The organism is Qipengyuania gelatinilytica (assembly GCF_019711315.1).
Lineage (GTDB): Bacteria > Pseudomonadota > Alphaproteobacteria > Sphingomonadales > Sphingomonadaceae > Qipengyuania > Qipengyuania gelatinilytica.
Genome location: NZ_CP081294.1, coordinates 599,242 through 621,612, shown reverse-complemented (window position 1 = coordinate 621,612; position 22,371 = coordinate 599,242). Strand labels below are relative to the sequence as shown.

At 62.0% G+C, this 22,371-nt stretch carries 22 protein-coding genes and 1 tRNA gene; 12 read left to right on the top strand and 11 right to left on the bottom strand.

The genetic code is table 11. From position 1 onward, the window contains the following. The first annotated feature begins 311 nt into the window (after positions 1–311). The 3 genes from K3136_RS03060 to K3136_RS03050 are packed head-to-tail and all read left to right on the top strand — an operon-like array spanning position 312 to position 3,139. The gene (locus K3136_RS03060; RefSeq protein ID WP_221431450.1) at positions 312–1,529 is read left to right on the top strand and encodes a glycosyltransferase family 4 protein; all 1,218 of its coding nucleotides are present in this window, start codon (positions 312–314) and stop codon (positions 1,527–1,529) included. Next, positions 1,530–2,456, top strand: a complete 927-nt coding sequence (locus K3136_RS03055) for a methionyl-tRNA formyltransferase (RefSeq protein WP_221431449.1) — start codon at positions 1,530–1,532, stop codon at positions 2,454–2,456. Further along, on the top strand, positions 2,453–3,139 hold the full coding sequence (locus K3136_RS03050) for a PIG-L deacetylase family protein (protein ID WP_221431448.1): 687 nt from the start codon (positions 2,453–2,455) through the stop codon (positions 3,137–3,139). Before K3136_RS03055 ends, K3136_RS03050 begins: the two co-directional genes overlap by 4 nt. A gap of 22 nt (positions 3,140–3,161) precedes the next feature. On the opposite strand, the gene K3136_RS03045 is transcribed toward K3136_RS03050, so the two are convergent. The 5 genes from K3136_RS03045 to K3136_RS03025 form a co-directional block, all read right to left on the bottom strand. Beyond that, on the bottom strand, positions 3,162–3,977 hold the full coding sequence (locus K3136_RS03045; protein ID WP_221431447.1) for an HTD2 family dehydratase: 816 nt from the start codon (positions 3,975–3,977) through the stop codon (positions 3,162–3,164). 2 nt (positions 3,978–3,979) lie between these two features. After that, positions 3,980–4,765, bottom strand: coding sequence for an enoyl-CoA hydratase-related protein (locus K3136_RS03040; protein WP_221431446.1), 786 nt, complete (start codon positions 4,763–4,765; stop codon positions 3,980–3,982). A 73-nt stretch (positions 4,766–4,838) separates the two neighbouring features. Next, positions 4,839–5,642: a WecB/TagA/CpsF family glycosyltransferase gene (locus K3136_RS03035; RefSeq protein WP_221431445.1), complete on the bottom strand. Its 804-nt coding sequence runs from the start codon at positions 5,640–5,642 to the stop codon at positions 4,839–4,841. Positions 5,643–5,684: 42 nt separating this feature from the next. After that, the gene (locus K3136_RS03030; protein WP_221431444.1) at positions 5,685–7,196 is read right to left on the bottom strand and encodes an acetyl-CoA acetyltransferase; all 1,512 of its coding nucleotides are present in this window, start codon (positions 7,194–7,196) and stop codon (positions 5,685–5,687) included. Positions 7,197–7,242: 46 nt separating this feature from the next. Further along, positions 7,243–7,317: transfer RNA gene (locus K3136_RS03025), tRNA-Gln, on the bottom strand. Positions 7,318–7,397: 80 nt separating this feature from the next. On the opposite strand from K3136_RS03025, the gene argE reads away from it, so the two are divergent. Continuing rightward, on the top strand, positions 7,398–8,549 hold the full coding sequence (gene argE, locus K3136_RS03020; RefSeq protein WP_221431443.1) for an acetylornithine deacetylase: 1,152 nt from the start codon (positions 7,398–7,400) through the stop codon (positions 8,547–8,549). Here argE and yghU read toward each other — a convergent pair whose 3' ends face one another. Then, positions 8,550–9,401, bottom strand: coding sequence for a glutathione-dependent disulfide-bond oxidoreductase (gene yghU / locus K3136_RS03015; RefSeq protein WP_221431442.1), 852 nt, complete (start codon positions 9,399–9,401; stop codon positions 8,550–8,552). Positions 9,402–9,495: 94 nt separating this feature from the next. Here yghU and K3136_RS03010 point away from each other — a divergent pair, with 94 nt between their 5' ends. From K3136_RS03010 to K3136_RS03000, 3 genes are all read left to right on the top strand, one after another. Next, entirely contained in the window at positions 9,496–10,497 is a 1,002-nt protein-coding gene (locus K3136_RS03010) for a DNA topoisomerase IB (protein ID WP_221431441.1), read from the top strand. A gap of 276 nt (positions 10,498–10,773) precedes the next feature. Next, a complete protein-coding gene (locus K3136_RS03005; protein WP_221432188.1) occupies positions 10,774–12,834 on the top strand; it encodes an NAD(+) synthase in 2,061 nt (686 codons plus the stop codon). 106 nt (positions 12,835–12,940) lie between these two features. Further along, positions 12,941–14,284, top strand: a complete 1,344-nt coding sequence (locus tag K3136_RS03000) for an MFS transporter (RefSeq protein ID WP_221431440.1) — start codon at positions 12,941–12,943, stop codon at positions 14,282–14,284. Here K3136_RS03000 and K3136_RS02995 read toward each other — a convergent pair whose 3' ends face one another. Beyond that, the gene (locus K3136_RS02995; protein WP_221431439.1) at positions 14,285–14,878 is read right to left on the bottom strand and encodes an FMN-dependent NADH-azoreductase; all 594 of its coding nucleotides are present in this window, start codon (positions 14,876–14,878) and stop codon (positions 14,285–14,287) included. It abuts the gene before it with no gap. A 15-nt stretch (positions 14,879–14,893) separates the two neighbouring features. Next, entirely contained in the window at positions 14,894–15,595 is a 702-nt protein-coding gene (locus K3136_RS02990) for a pirin family protein (RefSeq protein ID WP_221431438.1), read from the bottom strand. A 105-nt stretch (positions 15,596–15,700) separates the two neighbouring features. On the opposite strand from K3136_RS02990, the gene K3136_RS02985 reads away from it, so the two are divergent. Beyond that, positions 15,701–16,633 (top strand): LysR family transcriptional regulator, encoded by a 933-nt coding sequence (locus tag K3136_RS02985; RefSeq protein WP_221431437.1) that lies wholly within the window; start codon positions 15,701–15,703, stop codon positions 16,631–16,633. Here K3136_RS02985 and K3136_RS02980 read toward each other — a convergent pair. The 3 genes from K3136_RS02980 to K3136_RS02970 form a co-directional block, all read right to left on the bottom strand. Beyond that, entirely contained in the window at positions 16,610–16,912 is a 303-nt protein-coding gene (locus K3136_RS02980; RefSeq protein ID WP_221431436.1) for a hypothetical protein, read from the bottom strand. The two genes, K3136_RS02985 and K3136_RS02980, sit on opposite strands and share 24 nt — an antisense overlap. A gap of 44 nt (positions 16,913–16,956) precedes the next feature. Beyond that, the gene (locus K3136_RS02975) at positions 16,957–18,036 is read right to left on the bottom strand and encodes a branched-chain amino acid aminotransferase (protein ID WP_221431435.1); all 1,080 of its coding nucleotides are present in this window, start codon (positions 18,034–18,036) and stop codon (positions 16,957–16,959) included. A gap of 429 nt (positions 18,037–18,465) precedes the next feature. Further along, positions 18,466–19,053, bottom strand: a complete 588-nt coding sequence (locus K3136_RS02970) for a hypothetical protein (RefSeq protein WP_221431434.1) — start codon at positions 19,051–19,053, stop codon at positions 18,466–18,468. Positions 19,054–19,087: 34 nt separating this feature from the next. On the opposite strand from K3136_RS02970, the gene K3136_RS02965 reads away from it, so the two are divergent. The 4 genes from K3136_RS02965 to K3136_RS02950 all read left to right on the top strand — a co-directional run bounded on the left by K3136_RS02965 (position 19,088) and on the right by K3136_RS02950 (position 22,370). Beyond that, positions 19,088–19,825 carry a TlyA family RNA methyltransferase gene (locus tag K3136_RS02965; protein ID WP_221431433.1) on the top strand — a complete coding sequence of 246 codons (738 nt, stop codon included), beginning with the start codon at positions 19,088–19,090 and terminating at the stop codon, positions 19,823–19,825. A gap of 101 nt (positions 19,826–19,926) precedes the next feature. Beyond that, a complete protein-coding gene (locus tag K3136_RS02960) occupies positions 19,927–20,550 on the top strand; it encodes a DUF2975 domain-containing protein (protein WP_221431432.1) in 624 nt (207 codons plus the stop codon). Next, positions 20,550–20,783 carry a helix-turn-helix domain-containing protein gene (locus K3136_RS02955; protein ID WP_221431431.1) on the top strand — a complete coding sequence of 78 codons (234 nt, stop codon included), beginning with the start codon at positions 20,550–20,552 and terminating at the stop codon, positions 20,781–20,783. The genes K3136_RS02960 and K3136_RS02955 overlap by 1 nt, the downstream gene beginning before the upstream one ends. Positions 20,784–20,837: 54 nt before the next feature. Further along, on the top strand, positions 20,838–22,370 hold the full coding sequence (locus K3136_RS02950) for an acyl-CoA carboxylase subunit beta (protein WP_221431430.1): 1,533 nt from the start codon (positions 20,838–20,840) through the stop codon (positions 22,368–22,370). Position 22,371 lies beyond the last annotated feature (1 nt).

The following is a 22,371-nucleotide window of genomic DNA, read 5'->3' as shown; positions in this document are numbered from 1 at the left end:
ATGGTGGGACAAGAAATCGGTGAGGCTCAGGGATAGTCGATCACGGCACGCTGGGCAGCGGCGCAATGAGACATCAACCGGAATGGTCGCAATCAGCCCAAGGTGGTGGTGGGGCTAATCCCATGTCGGAACGGATGGGCAGGTCCTTACCCATTTGGCCTGATCGTCCCGGTGCCATCTCAAAGGAGTATGCCCCCTATTGCCGATTGAACCCGCGCCCGCTTCGCGCCGATTATGTCCTTGCGTGGAGGACGAATTTTCCCGTCCTCCGGAGAACATGGCACGAGAACCGGCCGGAAGGACCCGCGAAGTTGAAGATCGTCGTATTATCGAGCCTCGCATATTCGCTGACGAATTTTCGCGGCGACTTGCTGCGGGCGATGAAGGCGAACGGACACGAAGTCGTGGCTGTCGCTCCCGATCACGATGAGAAGGTCGAACGCGAACTGGCCGAAAGCGGCATCGCGTTTCGCACGGTCCCGATGAGCCGGGCAGGGATGAACCCATTCGCCGATCTCTGGCTGATGCTCCAATATTTCTTCCTGTTCCTGCGCGAGCGGCCCGAACTGGTTCTTGCCTATACGCAAAAGCCGATCGTCTACGGTGGCCTGGTCTCGCGGCTGCTCGGCATTCCGCGCTTCTTCCCGCTGATGTCGGGACTGGGGCATGTCTTCAGCCCGGATAGCGGCGTCCGCCCGCTGATCCGTTCGGCAGTGGCGCGCCTCTACCGGCTGGCGGTGCGCCGGGCGCAGACGATCTTCGTTTTCAATTCGGACGACCGTCGGGACATGCTGGACCTGGGCATTATCGGGCCCGATCAGAACGTCCTTCAGGTCCCGGGTTCCGGGGTCGACCTGCAGCGCTTTCCCAAGGTCGAGCCACCTCATGGCAGGATGCACTTCCTGCTGGTAGCCCGCCTGTTGCGCAACAAGGGCATCCTCGAATTCCTCGAGGCCTCAAGCGTGGTGAAGCGGTCTTGCGATCGCTGCGAGTTTACTGTGCTCGGACATATTGATGGGGAGAACCCCGCGGGCTTCACAAAAGACGAAATAGCCGGCTTTGCGCGGGATTATCCTGTCGAATTCGTGCCGGGGACCGACGACGTGCGGCCTTTTCTAGCCGACAGTTCGGTATTCGTCCTGCCATCCACTTATCGCGAGGGGCTTCCGCGCACGATCCTCGAAGCGCTTTCGACGGGGCGGGCCGTGATCACGACCGACATGCCCGGTTGCCGCGATGCGATCGACGACGGGTCAAACGGGTTTCTCGTAAAACCCGGCAATGCGGATGATCTTGCGCGCGCGATGATGAAATTCGTGGCCGAGCCGAACCTCGTGTTCGACATGGCGACGCGTTCGCGCACGCGTGCCGAGCGCACATATGACGTCGAGATCGTCAATCGCATGCTGCTCTACGAGATGGACTTGCTCAGACTTTCCGGCGGGCCGACCAAGCCTCGTCCGACCGACAAGCCCGCCGAAAACCTCGCGCCGCGTCCTGCTTTTGCGGAAAAGCGCAAGGTGGGCTGAGTGGAGCAGCGAACCAAGCGCGCAGTGGTGGTGGGAGCCGTCGGTAGCACCGAAGTGGTGCTGGATGCCTTCGCCCAGGCACAGGGCTGGGAAGTGGCGCTGGTGGTGACGCTTCCGCTGGAATTGAGTTCACGGCACTCCGATTTCGTCGACCTTGGCCCGCAGGCGGAAACGCTCGGAGCAGAAGTCTTCCGCACGGGGAAAACCAATGATCCCCAAACTCTCGATGCAATCCGCGAGGCACGGCCCGACTACATCTTCGTCGTCGGTTGGTCGCAGCTGTGCGGGAGCGAGTTCCTTGGCATTCGCCCCGGCAAGGTGATTGGCTACCACCCGGCAGCTCTGCCCAGGCTGAGGGGAAGGGCGGCTCTTCCCTGGACGATCCTGCTCGACGAGAAGATCACTGCCGGAAGCCTGTTCTGGATGGAGGAGGGGACCGATGACGGCGATATCCTCGCCCAGTCCTATTTCCACCTTGCGCCCGACGAGACTGCCGCTCAGCTATACGAAAAGCACATGGTCGCGCTGCGCGAGATGCTGGAACAGTGCCTGCCGCTTCTTGCCGACGGCAATGAACCGCGCCGCGTGCAGGACGAGCGTTATGCCACATGGGCAGCGAAACGGACCGCGCGTGACGGGCTGATCGACTGGAAAGCCGATGCCGCTGCGATCGACCGGCTGGTCCGCGCTGTCGGCCGTCCATATCCCGGTGCGTTCACGAATGTGGGCGGGGATCGCCTCGTGATCTGGAGCAGCGAACCTGTCTTGGGCGGAAGGCTTCATCATGCAGCGCCCGGACAGATCGTCGAACGCGAGGGGGATAGGCTTACTGTCCAGACAGGATCCGGCCTTCTTCGAATTCTCGAATGGGAATGTGATAGCGTGAAGCCTCTTCGCATGCATGAAATCCTCGGGAGGGACGATTGAACAAGATTCACGATCTCGGACGCGTGCTTGTCGTGGCTCCGCATCCTGACGACGAAGTGCTGGGGTGTGGCGGAACCATGGCGCGCCTCGCCGAGGAAGGGCATGCGGTCCATGTGCTCGTCGCAACGCGCGGCCAGCCGCCCGCTTTCCCGGAGGAGGGCGTGGCGCGGGTGCGTGCCGAAATGAAGAAGGCCCATGCACTGCTGGATATCGCCGAAACGCATGAACTCGACCTCCCGGCTGCCGCCCTCGACACTGTTCCGGCAGCGCAGGTGAATGCAGAGATCGGCGATATCGTCCAGGCGGTTTCGCCCGATACGCTGTTCCTGCCCTTCTACGGGGACATCCACGGCGACCATGCGATCGTGTTCCAGGCGGCAATGGTGGCCGCCCGGCCGCGCCACAACCGTGCCCCGGCCCGCATCCTGTGTTACGAAACGCTCTCGGAAACGAACTGGTATGCGCCGCCGGTGACGCCGGCTTTCATTCCCAACGTCTACATCGACATCGCCGATACGCTGGAGCGCAAGCTGGACGCATTCAAGTGCTTTGAATCGCAGGTCCGACCATTTCCTGAGGAGCGCTCCGTCGAAGCTCTGGAAGCGCTCGCCCGCTCGCGTGGCGCAACGGTCCATCTGCGCGCCGCCGAAGCCTTCGCGAATATCCGCCAGATAGTCCGTTAGGTCGGTCTTCCAGACAGATGTTTCAGCGGTAGGAGAAGTTGGCCTGCATCGCTGTCACGCCGTCGCATCGCACTGCCTCGACGCTGTCATCGGCTGCTTCGCGCAGATAGACAGGCTCACCCAGGAATAGCGGTGCAGTGGCGCGGAAACTGAAGCTGGCAAGGTCGCCCTTGCGCATGGCGAGGTCCGCCAGCTTGGCGGCAGTGAAGGGGCCGTGGATTATCAGGGCCGGATAGCCTTCGACACCTGTCGTATAGGGATAATCGTAATGGATACGATGGCCGTTGCAGGTCGCGGCGGAGAAGCGGAACAGCGAAACCTCGTCGGGTTGCCAGGCTTCGCCATCAGGAGCTTCGGCAGCGGGCTGCGGCATGGGCACGGGATCGCCTGCGTCGCGGTAGACATAGGTCTGGACTTCGCGCACCCGCAGCTCGCCGCCCTGTTCGATCCGCTTCTCGACCTTTGCGAAAACCAGATCGCCCGTTCGTCCGCTCTTGTGAGTAAGCTCGGCGACGCGGCTGGTCTGCTTGGCGGAAGCGCCGAGATCGAGTTCGCCGGGAAATTCGATGCTGGATGCTGCGAACATCCGCCTTGGTAGTGTGACGTCAGGAAGGAAACCGCCGCGTTTCGGATGTCCGTCAGGCCCGATTTCTCCGTTTAGCGGATTGGGCAGGAAAAATGCCCAATGCGGCAAGGGCGGCCGATCGTGTTCGTCTTCCTTTCCGACTGAGCGGGCGAAGCGGCAAAGGACGAGAGGGGCCAGAGTTTCCTCTTCCACAATCTCGCGGCCAACGGCCTTCTGCCATTCGCTCAACTGGGCTTCGGACACGCCCGTCATGTTCAGGCGCCCTTGAACGCTGCCTTGCGCTTCTGGAGGAAGGCAAGCGCGCCTTCGACGGCATCCTGCGTGCTGCCCGCCTTGCGCTGGGCCTTCGCCTCAGCGGCGAGAGTGGCGGCGAAATCCATTTCCAGCCCGTCGCGAAGTGTCTGTTTCATGAGGCCGAGGGCTACCGTCGGCCCATCGGCCAGTCGCTCGACCAGCGCCTTCGCTTCTCCGGCGAGCGCATCGTCCTCGACACACTTATAGATCAGGCCGATACGCTCCGCTTCTTCGGCGTGGATCTTCTCGCCCAGCATCACCATGCGGGTCGCCTGCGCCGTGCCGATCAGGCGCGGCAACATCCAGCTGGAGCCGCCATCGGGAACCAAGCCGATATTCGCGAAGGCCTGGAGGAAATAGCCGCTCTTGCCGGCAATCACGAAGTCTGCCGCCAGCGCGATGGAACAGCCGACACCGGCTGCCGGACCCTGGACCACCGAGACCACCGGAACGGGCAGCGAGGCGAGCGCCTGGACCATCGGGTTGTAATGCTGGCTGAGCGAAGCATAGGCGCGGTCGCCGCCGCTGACCGACATTTCCGCATTCGCTGCAAGGTCTGCACCCGAGCAGAAGGCCCGGCCTTCGCCTTTCAGCAAGACTGCGCGGGCATCGCCCAGATCGCGGATGGCGGTAAAGATTTCGTCCGCCATTGCAGGCGGGCAGGCATTCAAGCGCTCGGGGCGGTTCAGCGTGATGGTGAGGACATTGCCCTCGCGCTCAGCCCGGATGGTTTCGAAATCGCTCATTGCCTGCTCCCAAGATTCTCGTTGCCCGAACCTCTTGGGCAAGCCGGTCTGGAAAAGCAACCGATCGAATGGCTCAGGCGGGCTCGTACTGGAAAACCTTCGTAGCCTCATCCGAGAGGCGGTGGCCCAGAACGAAAGCGTGAGGCGTAGTGGTAAAATAGCGCCAGAAAAGGTGTCGGGGATTGATGATCATACGATGCAGCCATTCCAAGCTCGCATCTTGCATCCACTGCGGAGCCCGACTGTAGTCGCCGGTGATGAAGTTGAAGCAGCCACCACAAGTGATGGTCCAAACCGCATCCAGACGATCCTTGTATTGCACACAGAATTCCTGCTCGAGTGGCTTACCTAAACCAACCCACAAGAAGTCGGGCTTCTTCTCCTCGATGTCCGCGAGTATCTCTTCCTCTCTACCTTTGAAGAATCCATGGTGTCGCCCCACGATCTTCAGTTTCGGATACATCCTCTTGAGTACGCGTGCGCACTCGGAGTTGATCTCCTCGGGAGCTCCGAGAAGGTAGAAAGTGCGACCACTTTTCTCGCAAGCCTTGGCGAAATCATGGATCATATCCGTTGTCGGTGTGCGCTCCGGAATAGGCTCAGAGCAGTATTTTCTGGAGACATCGACTATGAACTGGCCATCAGCGTGAATCACATCTGCGTGTTCGAGCGCTTGGCGAAACTTCGGGTTCGTTCGGGCCATGGAAACGCCTTGGCCGTTTGAATCGAAAATCAATCGCGTGCGCACACGCCCATGCTCGTCGGCGAAACTTGCATCACTGTGGGCGGCGTCGACGAAATCCTGTCTGCTTGCCGCAGCAACCCATTGGTCAGCGACGCGCACATGTTTGATAGGCGTCCATACTTTGTCAGTCATCACTCTCTTTCGGGTAATCTTTAGCGTAGCGCCCTGCCCTTTTTATGCATTGGCCCGTTGCCAAATTCCCATGCCCTTTTCGTCCCGGAGGATCAATCCCGCTGTGCCGACCGGCTCGTGTGAGCCATCGGTAAACCACGCCAGGGCGGCGCTATCGCTTCCCGGCACCAGCGCGAGAGTGCGTTTGCCTTCGGGGGTGCGGGCAACCACGACGCCCGAGCGAGGCGATCCGTCCCTCGCGTAGTGGACCGTATAGGTTTCGACCTCGGCCTCGCCTTGATATTCCTCGTCCAGTTCCGGAACGGCCCCGCGCTTTGCATCGGCTTCCTGCTGGTAGTCGAATTCCTGCGGGAAGCTTGCGCCTGTAGGAGCTCCGGACAGGAGTATGGTGTGATTGTGCGTGGCATATCCGCCATTGGCGAACAGCAATCCCTTGTCGGTCGTTCCGCGCAGGCGGAGCACCATCTCGGCGACCGCATGGCTCATATAATTGCCGATCGGGCCGCCGCCGAAAGTCAGCCCGCCAAAGACGGTGGCCGGGCGATCGAGCGGCCAACCGAGGACGCGCCGCGCCATCTTGGGGACACAGGGGAAGCAGGAATAGAGCTCGACATGGGCGAGGTCGTCGGCGCTCACACCGTTCAGTTCCAATGTCCGCTCGATCGATGTCGAGAGGCTGGGCGAATGGTCGTAGCGGTCGCGGGCGAGGAAATTGCCGTCCTCATGCGCCGCTGCGCCGTGGCCGACGAACACCAATTTCTCATCCGGCACTCCATGCTCGCGCGCCTCGGCAAGGCTGGTGACGATGAAGCCCGCGCCCTGGTTTACCGATGAGTTGGCGACCTGGAGCTTGGTGTAGGGGAAAGCGATCGGGCGGTTGGTCGGCGAGGGGGTGATGACCTCTTGCGCGCTGACTGCCTCGCGTATCCACGCGCTGTCGTTGCCCGCGGCCACTTCGCTCATGCCCGACCAGATGGCGCCGCTTTCGGCCTGCCCTTCGGCGAGCGACTGGCCATAGGCAGCGCGTCCGGCATTTTCGTAGAGCGGATAGACGTCGGTCGGCACGACGAGGCCGTAACTGGGCGCATAGCCGCTCCGCTTGCGGTGGCTCGCATCGCGCAAGGCATTGGGCTTTTCGCCATCGTCGCGTGGTTTGAGTGCAGCGAGCTTTGCCGCAGTACGCAGCGCCTCGCCGCCGACTATTGCGCAAACGCTCGCTTCGCCGCGAGCGATGCGGTTGGCCGCTTCGTGTAGAAGCAGGATCGGACTGTCGCCATTGGGCATGGCAGTCTGCATGCGATGGGCAGGATCGATACCGAGCGTCTCGGCGAGCGTCCCGTCCACCGGATTGAGCTGGGGCCAGGCCAATTGGGCCACGACCGAAAGCGAATCGCAGCGAGCCAGCCAGTCGCCACCGGCGTCTTCGTCGGCATGGCGCAGGGCTGCTGCCATCAAGCCGATCGGATCGAGCCCGTCTCCGGGATCTTCGGGGCGATCGTTGATCTGGCCAACGCCAATGATGACGGGAGTTTTGCGCGGGTCGGCTTCGCTCATCCGCACAGGCTTAGCGATGCGCAGCGATTTCGCAAATGAAGGAGGCTGGCTGGGGTGGCAGGGATCGAACCTGCGAATGGCGATACCAAAAACCGCTGCCTTACCACTTGGCTACACCCCAGCAGCGGGCGCTCCTATAACGCCCCCATCGCGAATGTGAAGGGGTAGCAGTTCGCGTTTCTATGGGCGATAGCGCTTTTCATGACGGACTTGGCCAAGGCACGATCGATCCTCGAAACGCTGGTGGCATTCGACACCACTTCGGCGCGCAGCAACCTTGCACTGATCGAGTGGGTCGAGGCCTATCTGGGCGAACATGGCATCGCCTCGAACAGGGTGCCGAACGAGGGCGGCGACAAGGCAAACCTGTTCGCCACCTGCGGCCAGGTGGTCGAGGGTGGGGTCATCCTTTCAGGACATAGCGACGTGGTGCCGGTGGAAGGGCAGGACTGGAGCAGCGATCCGTGGATCGTCCGGGAAGCCGACGGGAAATACTTCGGGCGCGGGACCTGCGACATGAAGGGTTTCCTTGCCCTCGCGCTGGCATGGGTCCCGCAGTTCGTGAAAGGGTCGAGGCCGGTCCATCTGGCGATCAGCTATGACGAGGAAGTCGGCTGCAAGGGGGCACCCGCCATGATCGAACGGATGGCTGTCACCATTCCCGCGCCGCGCCTTGCCGTCATCGGCGAACCGAGCAGCATGAAGATCATCACCGGCCACAAGGGAATTTGCGCTTTCGAGGTGAATATCCGGGGGCACGAGGCGCATAGCTCGCTGGTCGACCACGGCATTTCGGCCAACATGGTTGCGGTTCACCTGATGTCGAAGCTGGCCGAGATCGCGCGCGAGCTCGAGGCTTGCGCCAATCCGGACAATGGCTTCGATCCGCCGCAGGCGACGCTTACCATCGGCGAGATGCAGGGCGGGACGGCGGTCAACATCCTTGCCGGGCATGCACGTTTCGTGTTCGACCTGAGGTGCCCGCCCGATGTCGATCCGGACGCCGCGATCGAGCCCTTCAGGGAGCTCTGCGGCAAGGTCGATGCGGAAATGAAGGCGAAGTTTCCCGCCACCGGTGTGGAGTTGCAGCAGCTCGCATCCGCGCCTGCGATGACGCATGCGGGCAGCGATGACGCCGTGGAGTTCGTCCGCAAGCTGACAGGCGAGAATACCGCGCCTTCGCAAGTGGCCTATGGCGCGGAGGGCGGGCAATTCCAGAGGGCCGGCTTCCCGACGCTGATCTGCGGGCCGGGGTCGATCGAGCAGGCGCACCAGCCCGACGAATGGCTTGCGATATCGCAGTTCGAGGAAGGCGCCCGCTTCATGGAGCGCCTTGCCCGCGAACTGGCCTGATCAGAGCTTCTTGCCCTCGAAATCGGCGGCGGAGTGGCGTTCGAGGAGCTGCGTATCCTCGTCGCCCCAGGCCTTGTTGACGATGCGTCCGCGCTTCACTGCGGGACGTGCAGCAATCTGTCTGGCCCAGCGTCCGACGTTCTCGTATTCGTCGATCGAGAGGAACTTGCGCGCCTCGCCATAGATCGTGCCTTCGACGAAAGGTGCCAGCCACGGCCAGGCCGCGATATCGGCGACCGTGTATTCGTCACCGCCGAGATATTCGGTCTTGGCGAGGCGCTGGTCGGCAACGTCGAACAGGCGCTTCACTTCCATCGCATAGCGGTTGATCGGGTATTCGTACTTCTCCGGCGCATAGGCGTAGAAGTGGCCGAAACCGCCGCCGATGAAGGGGGCGCTGCCGATCTGCCAGAACAGCCAGCTCAGCACTTCTGCGCGGGTATGATCGGTGGGAAGGAAGGCGCCGAATTTCTCGGCCAGATGCAGCAGGATCGCACCGCTTTCGAAGATGCGAACGGGCGTTTCGCCGCTGCGATCGAGCAGGGCAGGGATCTTGCTGTTGGGGTTCACATCGACAAAGCCGCTGGTGAACTGGACGCCGTCGCCGATGTTGATCGTGTAGGCGTCATACTCGGCACCCGAGTGCCCTGCTTCGAGAAGCTCTTCGAGCATGACGGTCGCCTTCACACCGTTGGGCGTGGCAAGCGAATAGAGCTGGAAATCATGCTCGCCTGTGGGCAGGTCCTTATCTTCTCGCGCGCCTGCCGTGGGGCGGTTGATATTGGCGAACTTGCCGCCGTTTTCGGCGTCGTGGGTCCAGACTTCGGGCGGTGTGTAGGTCGGATCGGCCAAATCTCATCTCCTGTTGGCTGGGTCGCTATTACGCCCAACCGTTCGTCGCAAGGTGGGGAACGGATACAGCCTCGCCACGGTTCTTCCCTTCGCCATGACGAAGCTCATCTATGTCGACGATCAACTGCCCGGTATCACCCGCAAGGGTGCGGGTAAGGGGTGGGCCTATTACGACCCTACGGGCGAACTGATTACCGACCGGGCAGAGAAGAAGCGCCTCAATGCGATCGCCTTGCCACCGGCCTATATCGATGCGTGGTTCTGCCCGGCTCCCAATGGACATATCCTTGCCACCGGCGTGGATGCCAAGGGTCGCAAGCAATACCGCTATCATCCCGAATTCCGCAGCCAGCGCGAGAGCGAGAAGTTCGACAAGTGCCTGGCCTTCGGACAACTCCTTCCGCTGGTGCGCAAGAAGGTGGAAGAAGACCTGCGCGGACGCAAGCTCACGCGCGAGCGTGCCGTGGCGAGCGTCGTTCGCCTGCTCGATCTGGGCGCGGTCCGCGTCGGGAACGAGGGGTATGCCGAACGGAACAATAGCTACGGGGCCACCACCCTGCGTCGCCGGCATGCCGAGGTGACCGGCAAGACATTGAAGCTGCGCTACAAGGGCAAATCGGGCAAGATGCGCGAGGTCACGCTGACCGACGGTAGTCTCGCTCGCATGGTGCGCAACATGCAGGATCTTCCGGGTCAGAACGTCTTCAAATATGTCGACGAGGACGGAGACGTGCAGGTCGTTGGTTCAAGCGACGTGAACGAATATCTCGAAGCCTGCATGGGAGAACGCTTCACCGCGAAGAATTTCCGCACCTGGCACGCCAGCGTCATGGGGTTCGAATGCCTGCGCACGGGTGAGGGGCGGATGCCGATGAAGGCATTGCTCGAATGCGTCGCCGAACAGCTGGGCAATACGCCTGCTGTTACGCGCAAGAGCTATATCCATCCTGCTGTGATCGACCTCGTCGACCGTCAGGAAGACTGGCGCGAAGGCCTCCAGCTTCCCCGCGCGACACAATGGCTGACCCGCGAAGAACGCGGCTTGCTCAGCCTGTTGCAGGAAAGCCCTGCGGCCGCCGAACTTCTGGCAGCATGAGCATCGTCCTTGCGGTAATTATCCTTTTGAGATAATCGCCCTGCCATGCATCTGGCAGGGCAGAAACTGAAAGCCTGGCGACTGGCGCAGGACCCGCCGCTCTCTGCGGAAGAATTCGCCTCGCGACACGGTTTCAAGACGCAGACCGTCTTCGGCTGGGAAAGCAAAGGGCGCATTGCCCGCGCCGGTGCCCAGCGCAAGCTCGCAGAGCTGAGTATCTGCCAGCCGGCGGACTGGATCGAACCTGCCATTCAGGAAAAGAAAGACACTTCACGCATGGCGAAGAGCGATACGCATCCCTTCTACGACCTTCACACGCACGGCTTCGTGCGCGTGGCGACCGCAACGCCGAAAGTTCGCACGGCCGACGTCGCCTACAATGCGGAAGGGATACTCGAGCAGGCGCGCAAGGCGCACGAGCGTGGGGTGGACCTGCTGCTCTATCCCGAGCTGTGCCTGTCGTCCTACGCAATCGACGATTTGCATCTCCAGACCGCGCTGCTGGAGGCCGTCGAACGCCACCTAGCCGACATCGTCGAGGCATCGCGCGATCTAGCGCCGGTGTTGGTAATCGGCGCACCGCTGCGGCGGAATGGGCGGATATACAATTGCGCGGTGGCGATTGCGCGCGGCAAGCTGCTGGGTGTCGTGCCCAAAAGCTACCTGCCCAATTATCGCGAATTCTACGAAAAGCGCTGGTTCAGCCACGGCCGCGAATGTGTGGGCCTGGAAATCGAAGTGAACGGCAAGACCGTTCCCTTCGGTACAGATCTTGTTTTCGATGCCGATGACCTGCCGGGCTTCACATTCGGTATCGAGATCTGCGAAGATTTCTGGTCGCCCAACCCGCCCGGCACGCTGGCCGCGCTGGCAGGGGCGACGGTCCTGCTGAACCTTTCGGCGTCCAACATCACCATCGGCAAGTCGGACGAGCGCCACATGCTGACGCGCGCCAGCTCAAGCCGGTCGGTCTGTGCCTATGCCTATTCGGCCAGCGGCTATGGCGAGAGCACGACGGACCTCGCGTGGGACGGGCAGGGCATGATCTACGAGCTCGGAGACCTGCTGGTTGAAAGCGTGCGCTTCGACCATGCGCCCGAGCTGTGCGTTGCCGATGTGGACACCAAGCGCATTCTTGCCGAACGCATGCGGATGCAGACATGGGGCGATGCGGCCGACGCTGCAGGCCGGCCCGAGGACTGGTATCGCCGTGTGCGCTTCGAACACGGCCATTCTCCCAAGGACATCGGCCTCGAACGCCCCGTCCGCCGCTTCCCCTTCGTGCCCAACCGGCGCGAGAAGCTGGACGAGGATTGCTACGAGGCATTCAACATCCAGGTCGATGCGCTCATGCGCCGGATCGAGGCGACGCGGCCCAAGTGCCTAACCATCGGTATCTCGGGCGGGCTCGATAGCACCCATGCGCTGCTGGTCGCGGCCAAGGCGATGGACCGGTTGGGAATGCCGCGCACCGATATTCGCGGCTATACCATGCCCGGCTTCGCGACTTCTGATGGGACCAAGTCCAATGCATGGAAGCTGATGAAGGCATTCGGCATCACCGCCGAAGAGATCGACATCAAGCCGACTGCCACCTTGATGCTGGAAAATATCGGCCACGCCTTTGCCGATGGCGAGCCGGTCTATGACGTGACCTTCGAGAATGTGCAGGCGGGCCTTCGCACCGACTACCTCTTCCGTCTTGCCGGACAGCACGGCGGCTGGGTTATCGGGACGGGCGATCTGTCCGAACTGGCGCTCGGCTGGTGCACCTATGGGGTTGGCGACCAGATGAGCCATTATGGCGTCAATGCGGGCGTGCCGAAAACGCTGATCCAGTACCTCATCCGCTGGACCACCACGACCCACCAATTCGATAACGGCGTGGATGAGGTCCTGCTCGACATTCTCGATACGGAAATCAGCCCCGAACTCGTGCCCGCTGGCGAAGACGGGTCGATCCAAAGCACGCAGTCGATCATCGGACCTTACGAACTCAACGATTTTTTCCTGCATCACGTTATCCGCTGGGGACAAAGTCCCAGCCATGTCGCCTTCCTCGCCTGGCATGCGTGGAAGGACGCTGAGGCTGGTCAGTGGCCGATCGATTTCCCCGAGGACGCGAAAAACGAATACGACCTCGCTACGATTGCGAAGTGGCTGGAAAACTTCGTGAAACGCTTCTTCGGTTTCAGCCAGTTCAAGCGCAGCGCGCTTCCCAACGGGCCGAAGGTCAGCGCTGGCGGTGCCTTGTCGCCGCGTGGTGACTGGCGTGCACCAAGCGATGCCGTAGCGGATCTGTGGCTCGAAGACCTGCGCCGCAACCTGCCCGGCTGACCTTGCAGCCTCGGCTGCAATAGGGCAGCTTGCCCTCAATCGGATCGTAGGGACGCGATCGGCCAAGGGCACAGAGCCAGCCGACACTCTTTCAAGGGGGGTAGCGATGGCGTCTGCCGCGTCGGGCAATTCGATGATCCTGGAAAACAACCAGCGACTGCGGCTGTTCACACTCTTCATCCTTTATGTGGGGCAGGGGATGCCCATCGGGCTGTTCTGGTTCGCCATTCCGGCATGGATGGCGGTGAACGGTGCGCCAGCCGCCGATGTCGGCTCGGTCGCTGCGCTGACGGCGCTGCCGTGGTCGCTCAAGCTGGTGAACGGCTTCATCATGGACCGCTACACCTTCCTTCCGATGGGACGGCGCAGGGCGTGGATCCTCGGGGCGCAGATCGTGATGATCGCATTCCTCGTGATCGGGGCGCTGGTCGATCCCGCCGTTACCGATGTCGCGATCCTCGGCGGTATCGGATTCGCGGTGAACATGGCGACAACCTTTCAGGACGTTGCGGTCGACGGTCTTGCGGTAGACATCATGACCGAGGACGAACGCGCGCGGGGCTCGGGGATGATGTTCGGCGGTCAGGCGATCGGCATTGCCGCTGCCACGGCCATTTGCGGGTTCGTGATCGAGGATTTCGGCGCGCCCGCGGCATTCCTGATCGTTTCGGCCCTGATCTTCGCGCTCTGCATCTACATCGCTTCATTCAGGGAACGCAGCGGCGAACGATCGCTGCCGTGGTCGACCGGTCAGGCCCATGAACGCAATCTCGCTATCCAGCTCGATGCCTGGTGGCCGCTCCTGAAGGCGACGTTCAATTCGATGCGCAGGCTGGTCAGCCTGCTCTGGATACCATGCCTATTCGGACGAGGTGTCCTCTATGGCGGCTTCACCGGCGCCACTCCGCTGATCGGGGCCAATTACGCCGGCTGGGATACTTCGGAAATTTCCAGCCTCACTGCGACGGCCGGCCTGCTGGCGGGCGTGTTGTGCATTACGCTGGGAGGATGGCTGGGAGACAAGTTCGGCGCGAAGCGGATCGGTATCATGTGGATCGCATCGGGCATCGCCCTGTGCGCCGTAATGTATCTGGGCGTCGGGTACTGGAGCAACTCGGCGGTGTTCATGGCCTTTGTGTATTTCTGGATACCGCTGGATATGCTGATCACGGTTGCCCTGCTGCCGATTTCCATGCGCCTGTGCGATCCGACTGTCGCAGCCACGCAGTTCACTATCTACATGGCGGTTTCCAACTTCGGCATCTCTTTCGGAGCCTTCATGCTCGGCAAGACCGATGCCTTGGGAGGGCTGCCGTCGATCTTCATCATCGTGGGGACCGGGCTGTCGGTTGCTCTGGCCCTGCTGCTTACCGTCAAATACCCGCGCCGCCCTGAATATTACGAAATCCAGAAGCGGCGCGAGATTTTGGCGGCTCACAAACCGGCCTGATCAGGCGGCGAGGCGTTCGACCTCTTCGTGGGCTTCGGCGATCTTCTCTTCGCCGCCTTCGCCCATGATGCCATCTGCTGCGACCAGCTCGACGTCATGGATGCCGAGGAAGCCGAGGAAGAACTTGAGCCAAGGGGTCATGAAATCCATGTCGCTGCCAACCGGCGTTCCGCCCGATGCCGCGGTGATGTAGGCCTTCTTGCCAGTGAGAAGGCCTTCGGGACCATTCGCCGTGTACTGGAAGGTCGTGCCGGCGCGGGCAACGAGATCGGCCCATGCCTTCACCGTTGCAGGGACGGAGAAGTTATAGATGGGCACACTGAAGACCAGCGTATCGGCAGCCTTCAGCTCCTCGATCAGTTTGTCGGCGATCTTGGCGAGTTGGTGCTGGTCGTCGGAGCGTTCGGCATAGGGCGCAAGATTGGCGGCGAAACGCTCGGCATCGATGAAGGGAATGTCGTTCTTCGACAGGTCGCGAGTGACCACATCCGCGCCCTTCTTGGTGGCCAAGCCGTCAACCAGCTTGTTGCCAAGGCTGCGCGAGACGCTCTCGCCGTCGCGGATGCTGGCAGTGATGTGAAGGATAGTGCTCATGTCTGTGTCTCCTGATCAGGCCGCGTCGACGAGGACGAGTTCGCTGTCCTCGAGCGCGGTGATGGTGATGCTGTCTTCCTTGGTGATGGCGAGACCGTCGCGGGCCTGTGCCTCGATGTCGCCCACGCGGATGCTGCCGGTGGCGGGGACGAGGTAGAGGTGACGGTCGGCGGTGCGCGGTGTGTACGTGACGCTCTCGCCAGCTTTGACCGTCGCGCCCAGAACGCGGGCATCGGTGCGGATCGGCAGCGCGTCCTCGTCATTGGCCACGCCGCTGGCTAGCGGCACGAACTGGCCCGCACGGTCGCCCTTGGGGAACTGGCGCGCGCCCCAGCCGGGGTCGCCTCCGCGTTCCGAGGGGATGATCCAGATCTGGAAGAGGGTGGTTTCCTCGTCCTCGAGGTTCATTTCCGAATGCGCCACACCGCGTCCTGCGCTCATGACCTGCACGTCGCCCGCTTCGGTGCGGCCTTCATTGCCCATGCTGTCGCGGTGGGTGATGGCACCGGTGCGGACATAAGTGATGATTTCCATGTCATTGTGCGGATGGGTCGGAAAGCCGCTTTTCGGAGCGATCTTGTCGTCGTTCCAGACGCGCAGCGCGCCCCAGTTGACGCGGGAGGGATCGTGATAGCCGGCGAAGGAAAAATGGTGGTTCGCATCGAGCCAGCCGTGATTGGCCTTGCCGAGGGTGCTAAAGGGACGATGTTCGATCATGCTTGGTCTCCTTGGGAGAATGCTCTGTTGGACCAAGAGATAGACGTTGCGCCGTGTTCCGATAACTGCGATAAAATGCGCTAAGATGTTCAGGAAATACGAACAATGAAGCTGGGCGAACCAAGTCTCGATCAATTGCGCATCTTCCTCGCGGTGGCCGAGGAAGGCAGCTTTGGTGCGGCCGCGCGAAAGATGGGGAGGGCGGTGTCTGCCGTCAGCTACGGTATCGCCCAGATGGAAGCCCAGCTGGGCGTCACCCTGTTTGCCCGCGAAGGTTCGCGCAGGCCGGTGCTGACCGAGGAGGGAAAGGGCCTGCTGGCAGAGGCCAAGGCGGTCGCCGACGGCATAGATACGCTGCTCGCGAAGACCCAAGGCTTGCACGCAGGGCTGGAAAGCGAGGTCTCTCTGGTTGTCGACGTCATGCTCCCCGGCGAGGTCACGGCGAGCGTCCTGCGCGAGTTCCGGCGAATGTATCCCAATGTCGCCCTGCGATTGCAGGTGGAAGCACTCGGTGCCGTCGCCGCCTGCCTGCTCGATGAAAGTGCCGACCTTGCGATCGGAGGTCCGGTCATGGCCGATCACCCCGAGCTCGAACGGCAGGCCATCGGCGCGGTGGAGCTGGTTCCGGTTGCAGCGCCCGACCATCCGCTGTCACGCTCGGGCATCAAGCCGGGGGAGAGCCGCAAGCACCTCCAGCTCGTGCTCACCGACCGTTCGCCGCTGACCGAAGGGCGCGAGTTTTCGGTCCTTGCGCCCGAGAGCTGGCGGCTCGCCGACCTCGGCGCAAAACATGCGCTGCTCAAGGAAGGGATCGGCTGGGGCAACATGCCGCGCCATATGGTCAGCGGCGATATCGAAGAAGGGCGGCTGTGCGAGCTCGACCTGCCCGAGAAGCCCGGCGCGAACTATATTCTCAGCGCATTATGGCGCCGCGATGCACGGCCGGGCCCCGCGACCAGCTGGCTGATCGACGCGATACGGGATCGGCTTGGAAAATGCAGCGGGGTCGAGCCGTCAGTTGTCGGTGCCGGTGACTGAGGAGGCGTGACAGCCGCCGGGCGCTACTTCGATATTCATGCCGGTCTGCACCAAGCCGATTTTGGCGCCGATTTCGCAACCCTGCTGGATGTTGCTGTCGATTGGCACATCCCTGGTCGATCCGTCGACGAGCCGCACTCGGGCCAGCGGGCTGTTGCCGTTGTAGCTCGCCGCCATGCCGAAGGATTCGACGGTACCGGTAATCTGTTTGGCGGGTTGCGGTTCGGCAGTCATGACCCAGAAGAGGCCATATCCGATCACTAGCAAAGCGATCAGCACGACCACCGCTGAGAGTACTCCGCCCTTCGCGGGGCCAGATTGCCTCACAACTTCGTCACCCAACCATGGGTGTCCTCGACGCTGCCCTTCTGGATGCCGACGAGCCGCTCGCGGATCTTGTTGGTCATCTGGCCGGTGCCGCCGGAGCCGATAGTGAACTCTCCATCGGGACCGAGCACGGTACCGACCGGGGTCACGACGGCTGCCGTGCCGCAGGCCATGGTCTCGAGCAGCTTGCCGGTGACCGCATCGGCGCGCCACTGGTCGATGCTGTAAGGCTCTTCGCGCACCTGCAGGCCTTCTTCGCGCAGCAGCTCGATCAGGCTGTTGCGGGTAATGCCGGGCAGGATCGTGCCGGTGAGCGGCGGAGTAATCACGGTGCCATCATCGAAGACGAAGAACAGGTTCATACCGCCCAGTTCCTCGACCCACTTCTTCTCGACCGCATCGAGGAAGACCACCTGGTCGCAGCTGTTTTCGATGCCTTCGGCCTGCGGGACGAGGCTGGCAGCATAGTTGCCGCCAGTCTTGGCCGCACCGGTGCCGCCGGGGGCGGCGCGCGTGTAGTTGCGGCTGACCCAGATCTTCACCGGCTTCGCGCCGCCCTTGAAATAGGGGCCGACGGGGCTGGCGATCAGGATGTACTTATACTGCTTTGCCGGTCGCACGCCGAGGAAGGCTTCGGATGCAAACATGAAGGGACGCAGGTAGAGCGAGCCATCGGGATCGCCCGGCACCCAGTCACGGTCCGCAGCGACCAGCTGGCGGATCGATTCGAGGAACAGCCTCTCGGGAAGGTCGGGCATCGCCATGCGGCGTGCGCTCTCGTTGAAGCGGCGCGCGTTCTGCTCGGGGCGGAAGAGGGCGAGCGTATCGTCACCCTGCTTGTAGGCCTTCATCCCCTCGAAGATTTCCTGGGCGTAGTGGAGCACGGCCGCTGCCGGATCGAGGCTGATCGCCTCGCGCGGGCCCAGCGTCGCCTTGTGCCAGCCGCCCTTTTCCTCGTCATAGTCGATCACGACCATGTGGTCGGTGAACAGCTTGCCGAAACCGGGGTCTTTCAGCGCCTGTTCGCGCGTGTCGGCAGGCGTCGGGGCGGGGTGGGGGAGATGCTCGAATTCCATGCCCGCGCGGTTAGTGGGAAGGGAGCCTTGGTGCAAGTATGCAGCCCAAAATGAGAAGGGCAGCGACACCCGGAGGTGTGCTGCCCTTCGCATGGTCAGCGGCGGAAGTGCCGCTCACGAAGTCTCTAAGGGTATCTGCCTACCGATAGTACCTCGCGCGGAAACTTGCCGACCTCTCTGCTGAACCATGAGACATCGGATCACCTCCTTTCGCGCTTGTGAGCTAAGAACCGCCGTATCACCGGGGTCCAAGACCGCGTTCGCCGCTGATCTTGAGTACAATTTGAGTCGTTTTGGGTCTTAAAACAACCCTTGCAAAAAAGTTTTCCCACGTCAGAATTGGCGTTTGTGGCTCGGAGCGTTTTCCGGGCCTTTTTCATGCCTGAAATGGTAACCCGTCGCAGTCGGTAATCCGCACAGGGAATCGGCTCAGCGGCAGGCCTCGATGACACGGGTCACCTCTGCCCATGGCGGCAGGTAAAGTGTGCGCATCCCTGAAGTTTCCACAGCGAATCGTCCGCGGGTCACAGCCATGGCGTCCAGAAGGCGATCGTTCGATGAAAGCATCACTGTCGCCAGCGCCGGGTCCTCCAGCGGTTCGGTCTCGAAGGCGCGGTCCATGGTTTCGGTTCTGATCTGCATGACCAGCGGGGTCGAGCTTGCCGATGGGCGCGCGAAACCGAACCTCTTGGTGGCTTTCTCGCAGCGCATGAAGAACAGCGGGACCATCGCGTCGGTGCGATAGACGGCGAGTGCCTCATCGCGTTCGTCGTCGAAAATCCATTCACCAGCCGAACGCGGTTCGTTTATCCAGTCTTCGAATTCGACCTCGGTAATCGGCGCAGGCGATGACGCAGCCGTTGGCGTGGGAGTGTGGGCAGGCGCAGGAGCGGATGCCTGTGCAGCCGGGCTCGGACTGGGTGCGGGTGTGGAGTCCGGGGCGGGCACGCAGGCGGCGACACACAGCACGCTGGAAAGAAAGATCGAGCGGGCAAGGGCGGTATACGAGGCTTTCATGCCTCACCAATGCTCGCTAACGGCTATGTTTCCAATGGCAAAGAAACGTCGCCTCGATCAGATGCTGGTGGACCGCGGGCTTGTCGAGAGCCGGACGCGGGCGCAGGCGCTGGTCATGGCGGGGCTGGTTTTCTCCGGCGAGCAGAAGCTGGCCAAGCCCGGACAGCAGATGGCCGAAGACGTCCCACTCGACGTGCGCGGGCGCGATCATCCATGGGTCAGTCGCGGCGGGATCAAGCTGGCGCATGCGATCGAACACTTCGGGCTTGACCCCAAGGGCGTCACCGCGATGGATATCGGCAGCTCGACCGGCGGCTTCACCGATGTGCTGCTCCAGGGCGGGGCGGAACATGTCTTCGCAGTCGATAGCGGCACCAACCAGCTCGCATGGAAGCTGCGGCAGGACGAGCGTGTCACCGTGCTCGAACAGACTAGCGCACGCATCCTGACGCCCGAGATGATCGACCGGCCCGTCACATGGGTGGTGTGCGATGCAAGCTTCATCGGCCTTGCAAAGGTGCTCGAACGCCCGCTCGAACTGGCGCAGCGCGAGTGTCGGCTCGTTGCCTTGATCAAACCGCAATTCGAGGTCGGGCGGGAGGAAGTGGGCAAGAAGGGCGTCGTCAGCGACCCCGCACTTCACCAGCGCGTATGCGACGAAGTCCGGGACTGGGTCGAGGAGCTCGGTTTCGAGGTCCAGGGCATTGTCGAGAGCCCGATTACAGGCCCCGAAGGCAATGTGGAGTTCCTGATCTCTGCAATGCGAAGTTAGCGTGATGCGACATTGAATTTACGTAAAACATAAAAAATATCTTGCGAATCGTTATTCTATGGCGCTAGAGGCCCTCATCCGAACAGATTGAGGGCAAGATAATGAATGCAATTTGGGTACGGCGCTTCGTGGATGCGCTGGTTCTGCTTTTCGCGCTGGTGATCCTGGCATCGCTGATCCAGCTTTTCGGCTCTATCGCCGGCAACACTTTCGGCAGTGTGAGCTGGGAAGCAACGGGTCTTCCCGGACCGGAGACTGCGCTTGGCGATTTTGCCAGCTTCGCCAAGAAGACCGGCAACCTCACGGTCGAGGGGCTGTACCTGACCAATGCGTTCTATTGGGCAGCGCGCCTCGCGGTGCTGGGCCTCATGCTTGCATCCTTCGTCAAACTTCGCGGCATCCTTGGCCGTATCGCGACAGGTGAAGTCTTCTGCGAAGCCAATGTCGGCGCGCTGCGCACGATCGGCTGGTATCTTCTTATCGGCAGCCTTGTCTCGGTTGTCGCCACCATCGTGATCCAGGCTGCCATGCTGAACGCCCTGCCGCCGGTCGAAGGTATCGAAGTACACCCTTCGATCAGCTGGGACGCGAAAGGTGCCGAGAACATCTGGCTCGAATACGACCCGCCTATCGTTCACCTGCTGATGGCGTTTATCGCCTTCCTTTGCGCCTCGGCATTCCAGTTGGGCATGAACTTCCGCAAGGACAGCGAGAGTGTGGTCTGATGGCGATTGTTACCAATCTCGATGTGATGATGGCGAAGCGGAAGGTCAGCTTGAAAGAGCTGGCCGACCGCATCGGCATTTCGAACACCAACCTTTCGCTGCTCAAGACGGGCAAGGTGCAGGGCGTGCGCTACAAGACATTGAACGCACTGTGCCGCGAGCTGGATTGCCAGCCCGGCGATATCCTCGAATATCGGCCCGGCGACGAGGAAGAAGAGGCGGGCGGCGATTGACGTTGCCACGCTCCCCGCTCTAGGCGCTTGGCCGAGAGACCAAACGGAGAGAACATGTCCGCCAATATCGCCGAAATGGAACGTCGCCGCGAAGCTGCCGAGCTTGGCGGGGGCGAGAAACGCATCGCCGCGCAGCACGCCAAGGGCAAGCTGACCGCGCGCGAGCGGCTCGATGTGCTGCTGGATGAAGGCAGTTTCGAAGAGCTCGACCGCTATGTGGAACATGACTGCGTCGATTTCGGCATGGCAGAGCAGCGTATTCCGGGCGACGGCGTAGTTACTGGCAGCGGCACGATCAACGGCCGCCTCGTCTATGTTTTCTCCCAGGATTTCACCGTCTTCGGCGGCTCTCTTTCCAAGCGCCATGCAGAAAAGATTTGCAAGGTTATGGACACCGCGATGAAGGTCGGCGCGCCGGTGATCGGCCTCAACGATTCCGGCGGTGCGCGTATCCAGGAAGGCGTGGCCTCCTTGGGCGGCTATGCCGAGGTGTTCCAGCGCAACGTTCTCGCCAGCGGCGTGGTGCCGCAGATCAGCCTCATCATGGGGCCGTGCGCGGGCGGCGCGGTGTACTCGCCCGCGATGACCGACTTCATCTTCATGGTGGAGGACAGCAGCTACATGTTCGTCACCGGGCCCGACGTGGTGAAGACGGTGACCAACGAGGTCGTCACGCAGGAAGAACTGGGCGGCGCGAAAACGCACACCACCAAGACCAGCGTCGCCGACAACAGCTTCGAGAACGACATCGAGACGCTGCTCGCGACGCGCGATTTCTTCGATTACCTGCCGCTGTCGAACCGCGAGGAAGTGCCCGAGCGCCCGACCAGCGACCCGTGGGACCGCATGGAGGAAAGCCTCGACACGCTGATCCCCGACAACGCCAACCAGCCCTATGACATGCACGAAGTCATCCGGAAGACGCTGGACGAGGGCGATTTCTTCGAAGTGCAGCCGAACCATGCCGCCAACATCATCTGCGGCTTCGGCCGGGTGGAAGGGCGCACGGTGGGCGTGGTGGCAAACCAGCCGATGGTGCTCGCTGGCGTGCTCGACATCAACTCCTCCAAAAAGGCCGCGCGCTTCGTGCGGTTCTGCGATGCCTTCGAAATCCCGATCCTGACCTTCGTCGATGTGCCCGGCTTCCTTCCCGGCACGGCGCAGGAGCATAACGGCATCATCAAGCACGGCGCGAAGCTGCTCTTCGCCTATGCCGAGGCGACCGTGCCGAAGATCACCGTGATCACCCGCAAGGCCTATGGCGGCGCCTATGACGTGATGGCGTCCAAGCACCTGCGCGGCGACCTCAATTACGCCTGGCCCACCGCCGAAATCGCCGTGATGGGTGCAAAGGGCGCGGTGGAGATCATTTTCCGCCAGGACCGCGACGATCCGGACAAGATCGCGGAGAAAACCAAGGAATACGAAGACCGCTTCGCCAACCCATTCGTGGCGGCGAGCCGTGGTTATATCGACGAGGTGATCTACCCGCACTCGACGCGGAAGCGGATCGCGCTGGGACTACGTAAGCTGCGGACTAAGCAACTCGAGAACCCGTGGAAGAAGCACGACAATATTCCGCTGTGAT

What these genes read in the sequence shown, in the direction of transcription:
- K3136_RS03030 (WP_221431444.1), bottom strand. Translation starts at nt 7,196, where the DNA reads ATGAGCGAAGCCGACCCGCGCAAAACTCCCGTCATCATTGGCGTTGGC.
- K3136_RS02950 (WP_221431430.1), top strand. Translation starts at nt 20,838, where the DNA reads ATGTCCGCCAATATCGCCGAAATGGAACGTCGCCGCGAAGCTGCCGAG.
- K3136_RS02985 (WP_221431437.1), top strand. Translation starts at nt 15,701, where the DNA reads ATGAAGCTGGGCGAACCAAGTCTCGATCAATTGCGCATCTTCCTCGCG.
- K3136_RS02970 (WP_221431434.1), bottom strand. Translation starts at nt 19,053, where the DNA reads ATGAAAGCCTCGTATACCGCCCTTGCCCGCTCGATCTTTCTTTCCAGC.
- K3136_RS02975 (WP_221431435.1), bottom strand. Translation starts at nt 18,036, where the DNA reads ATGGAATTCGAGCATCTCCCCCACCCCGCCCCGACGCCTGCCGACACG.
- K3136_RS03040 (WP_221431446.1), bottom strand. Translation starts at nt 4,765, where the DNA reads ATGAGCGATTTCGAAACCATCCGGGCTGAGCGCGAGGGCAATGTCCTC.
- K3136_RS02960 (WP_221431432.1), top strand. Translation starts at nt 19,927, where the DNA reads ATGAATGCAATTTGGGTACGGCGCTTCGTGGATGCGCTGGTTCTGCTT.
- K3136_RS03045 (WP_221431447.1), bottom strand. Translation starts at nt 3,977, where the DNA reads ATGACGGGCGTGTCCGAAGCCCAGTTGAGCGAATGGCAGAAGGCCGTT.
- K3136_RS02965 (WP_221431433.1), top strand. Translation starts at nt 19,088, where the DNA reads ATGGCAAAGAAACGTCGCCTCGATCAGATGCTGGTGGACCGCGGGCTT.
- K3136_RS03035 (WP_221431445.1), bottom strand. Translation starts at nt 5,642, where the DNA reads ATGACTGACAAAGTATGGACGCCTATCAAACATGTGCGCGTCGCTGAC.
- argE (WP_221431443.1), top strand. Translation starts at nt 7,398, where the DNA reads ATGACGGACTTGGCCAAGGCACGATCGATCCTCGAAACGCTGGTGGCA.
- K3136_RS03010 (WP_221431441.1), top strand. Translation starts at nt 9,496, where the DNA reads ATGACGAAGCTCATCTATGTCGACGATCAACTGCCCGGTATCACCCGC.
- K3136_RS03005 (WP_221432188.1), top strand. Translation starts at nt 10,774, where the DNA reads ATGGCGAAGAGCGATACGCATCCCTTCTACGACCTTCACACGCACGGC.
- K3136_RS02995 (WP_221431439.1), bottom strand. Translation starts at nt 14,878, where the DNA reads ATGAGCACTATCCTTCACATCACTGCCAGCATCCGCGACGGCGAGAGC.
- K3136_RS02955 (WP_221431431.1), top strand. Translation starts at nt 20,550, where the DNA reads ATGGCGATTGTTACCAATCTCGATGTGATGATGGCGAAGCGGAAGGTC.
- K3136_RS02990 (WP_221431438.1), bottom strand. Translation starts at nt 15,595, where the DNA reads ATGATCGAACATCGTCCCTTTAGCACCCTCGGCAAGGCCAATCACGGC.
- K3136_RS03000 (WP_221431440.1), top strand. Translation starts at nt 12,941, where the DNA reads ATGGCGTCTGCCGCGTCGGGCAATTCGATGATCCTGGAAAACAACCAG.